Source organism: Anaerosacchariphilus polymeriproducens, assembly GCF_003363435.1.
GTDB classification, from domain to species: Bacteria; Bacillota; Clostridia; order Lachnospirales; family Lachnospiraceae; genus Anaerosacchariphilus; species Anaerosacchariphilus polymeriproducens.
The window spans coordinates 1-3,263 of record NZ_QRCT01000031.1; the positions used below are offsets into that span (position 1 = coordinate 1).

Sequence of the window (3,263 nt, forward strand, 5' to 3'; positions counted from 1 at the left end):
GATACAAGGCTTTTGTCTTTGTATTTCCCTTTCTTTTTCGCTTCTTCATAATCTTTTTCACTTTTCCAGAAACTTGCTCCATAGGTTTCTAAATCCACATGAAGAATAATTCGGTGGGAAGGATCGAAATTTCGATCAAACAGGTCTCCTGTTCCTTTTATATTGGGAGCGTATTCTCCCAGGCCACTAAACAAACTGTATCGTTTGATCTCTTCAATGAAATCTATGGTTGCCTCATTATATTCATTATGGGGATCCATCAGGTTCATACCTGATTGCGCAGCTTTCAAATCCAGTTTGGCTTTCATAATCCCTTCTACTACATAATAAGTTTCGGTAAGCTTATAATTGTTCTGTCCTTTTTGTTCATCATATTCGTAACAGCATTTTAAGATTTCTTCTACCTGCTTGGCATCGCCGTTTTTTACAGCTGTTTCATAAGCAGTTATAATCTCATTTAATTCTGCCTCACTTAATGCGGAAGGCGGGGTATGAAGCAAATAGTAAAGCCTTTCCAGATTGATCTTATCCTTCACCACCACCGGTTCATAGACCCTGGCAGTCAGCTTTTTCTGAGTCTTATCGGTATAGCCTTTGAAATCGGTTGCTGCATCACCATCCAATTCTTTCACTTCCTGAACATAGGTATTTAAAGTATGGTAGAAGTCCATCATGGAGTCTTCTTGGTCTTGCAGTGCTTTTTCTAACAGAAAAGATTCTATATTTAAACGGAAGCTGGAATATCTTAAACTGCTGCAATAACCCAAAGAAATTTCATGCATTACCTGTTGCCATTTTCTTCTCTCTTCCTGTGTTTCCTCTCCGCCGATTGACAAGACTTGATTCATAAGAGAATTCATAATATCCTCGTCGAAAGAAAGAGTCCCGCCTCCTTTTCTATCATCCGTATAAAAGTTAGGACCATTTAAGTTTACGACATCCGCAAATGCATCACAACGATTTAAACAGGTATTCGCCTTTGGTATATTCTTTTTTAAAATATCTTTGATGGCCTCCATACTAATTAACGTATTTTCATAAAAAACATTAAGATAATCTCTGATTTTTGCCAAACAGATTTCTTTTCCTGCTCCCTCCCAGCAAGTATCTAACGTACCCGTGATCATAAATAAATCTGCCTTTACCTCTTGTAAGGTCTTTACCGCAGATTTATATTCTTCGTAGGTATCGGACAGGGTATCCAATTTAAGCTTCATTCTTTTTTTCCTCCTGATGCGTCTGTTTATCTTCTCGTTCTAATTCTACTAAGGATTGTGTTTCAAGCGTTGTGATCTCTGTCTCTATTCTTGTAAGAATGTTACTTAATGTACTGGTGACTTGATCGTTTACTTTTTTCTCATTCCCTTCTAACAGATCCAGATTTTTGGTTGTAAATGCACTTTGGCTGTAACCCACTATTGCTGTTAGTCCTTGTTCCACTTGTGTATCTAAAGTGATTAATTCTGTTAGATACCCTTTTGCCGTTTTCAAATCTTCTATATCTGCCTTACAACCTGCTATATCATTACATCTACATGCCACTACTTTTTCACCTTAGTTTCCTTCCCTACCTCTTCTAATAATAAACTCATTTTGTCATCCACTTCTTTCAGATCATATAGAGTTCCACTGATGCCTGCCATCAGATTTTCAATCGCCTTGATATGATTGCTGATCTCATTTTCTTGGGATGCAGAGGCATTCAAAAAACCGATGCCTCCTTCCCCATCCCACGCTTTTACCAGTTCTGCATTCTGCGTATGTAAAATTTTACTTAAATCATTTAGTTTGATTCGAACTGCTTCCAGCTCCTGTAATTGCTTTTCTACCTGAGTTGGTTCGATCGATGTCCCTTTCGATGCTCCTTTACTACTATTTCCCATTTCTCTCTCCTCATGTTATCACATTCATGTGTTTTTTCTTCTTTAACAAGGATGAACTAGCGAAAAAACCACTAGTTCACACCAAAATCTTAATTTATTCTATTTCACGTTAACAGCTTTCCTCTTACGAAGTACAAACACAACACCTGCTCCGATTCCTCCAAGCAATAAAACGCCTCCTGCGATCGGTAGGGCCTTCTTTCCCTGTGTTTTTACGCCGATGATCCAGCTCTTGGTCACATAGAAGTCTTTCACTTCCACTTCTTTTTCCGTTCCCGCCGCATCGACCGCTACGATCTTGACCTTATGTTTCTGCGTCGTATTCCCATCGATCGGGAAGGTAAAGTCCTCTTTTCCTGCCACCATCTGTTGGATCTTCTCGTTGTCCCAAGTCTCTGCTGCTTCCCCATAGGTGGATTCGCTTCCGGTTCAGTTATAAGTAGTATGATAAACTTTAACTTCCTGCAGTTTCATGTTATCATCGATGACCATGGTCACGTCCTTCTTTTCTTCCTGATACGCTTCCCGGTCAGAAAGGTTCGTCACGATGACCTTCGGTGCCGTCTTGTCTACCGCGAACCGTAGTTCCACATCCTTGGTATCCATGTTGTTCTCCGACTTGTTGTCTGCCGCATCCACGGAATACAGCACCAGGCTGTAATACCCATCATTCGCAAAGTTCTTTTTGAAAATCTGATAGGTATACTGATTCCATTGTCCGTTCCCTTCTGTCTTTTGGATCTGATAATCCTCTCCTTCTTTCAGGCTCTTCGTCTGGTTGTCCTGAAATAAGGTCAGCGTCCTCTCCTTCAGGGCATTCACGTTGGTCTCCTGAATCACGATGTCCTGCTCTTTGGTCAGGTAGGAGCCATTGATCTTTTGGGTCGCTTCATCCAGCGTATACACCGAACCATTGCGGTTCACCGAAAATACGATCTGCTCTGCTTCTTGTACCCTGCCATCTGCCTCGGTCACCTTTGCTGCTTTGTTCTCATTTCCGGCTTGATCCGTTACGGTCGCCGTCAGGAGGTAGATCCCGTCCTTCTTTAAGTTGCTCACGGCATAACGCTGGCCGTTTTCAACTGCCTGTGCACTGCCAAGTAAGTCATCACAGTTTTGGATTCCCTCTAACGTCACAAGGTTTAAGTGCGGGGTCAGGCCGGCAAAATTCTCATCCGATGCCTCTAGGACAAAGCCTACGTTCGTCTCTTTTTTATCTGCATCCCTTCCGCTGTTGGCCGAATGGTTCTTGATTCCCGTTACGGTCAAAGCGGGCTTGGTTTTGTCCACACAGAACGTGATCTCCTGCAGGTCTGCCGCCTGGTTCCCAGCTTTGTCGGTATAATCGATGTCAAAGGTATAGACCTGGTCGTCCTCAAA

The 3,263-nt window shown here is 42.0% G+C and carries 4 protein-coding genes and 1 pseudogene; all 5 read right to left on the bottom strand.

Going from position 1 to position 3,263, the window contains the following annotated elements:
• The coding region (locus DWV06_RS10470; protein ID WP_147289856.1) for a hypothetical protein at positions 1-1,217 on the bottom strand (1,217 nt) is incomplete at its 3' end.
• On the bottom strand, positions 1,207-1,542 hold the full coding sequence (locus DWV06_RS10475) for a hypothetical protein (protein ID WP_115482141.1): 336 nt from the start codon (positions 1,540-1,542) through the stop codon (positions 1,207-1,209). The genes DWV06_RS10475 and DWV06_RS10470, both read right to left, overlap by 11 nt.
• Entirely contained in the window at positions 1,542-1,883 is a 342-nt protein-coding gene (locus DWV06_RS10480) for a hypothetical protein (protein WP_115482142.1), read from the bottom strand. Before DWV06_RS10480 ends, DWV06_RS10475 begins: the two co-directional genes overlap by 1 nt.
• A 99-nt stretch (positions 1,884-1,982) precedes the next feature.
• On the bottom strand, positions 1,983-2,249 hold the full coding sequence (locus DWV06_RS10485) for a hypothetical protein (protein ID WP_115482143.1): 267 nt from the start codon (positions 2,247-2,249) through the stop codon (positions 1,983-1,985).
• A gap of 63 nt (positions 2,250-2,312) precedes the next feature.
• A pseudogene (locus DWV06_RS18545) lies at positions 2,313-3,263 on the bottom strand (hypothetical protein); the annotation flags it as partial.

Excerpts from the sequence above, each read along its gene's own strand:
- DWV06_RS10480 (WP_115482142.1), bottom strand. The coding sequence starts at position 1,883 with ATGGGAAATAGTAGTAAAGGAGCATCGAAAGGGACATCGATCGAACCA.
- DWV06_RS10485 (WP_115482143.1), bottom strand. The coding sequence starts at position 2,249 with ATGGTGGCAGGAAAAGAGGACTTTACCTTCCCGATCGATGGGAATACG.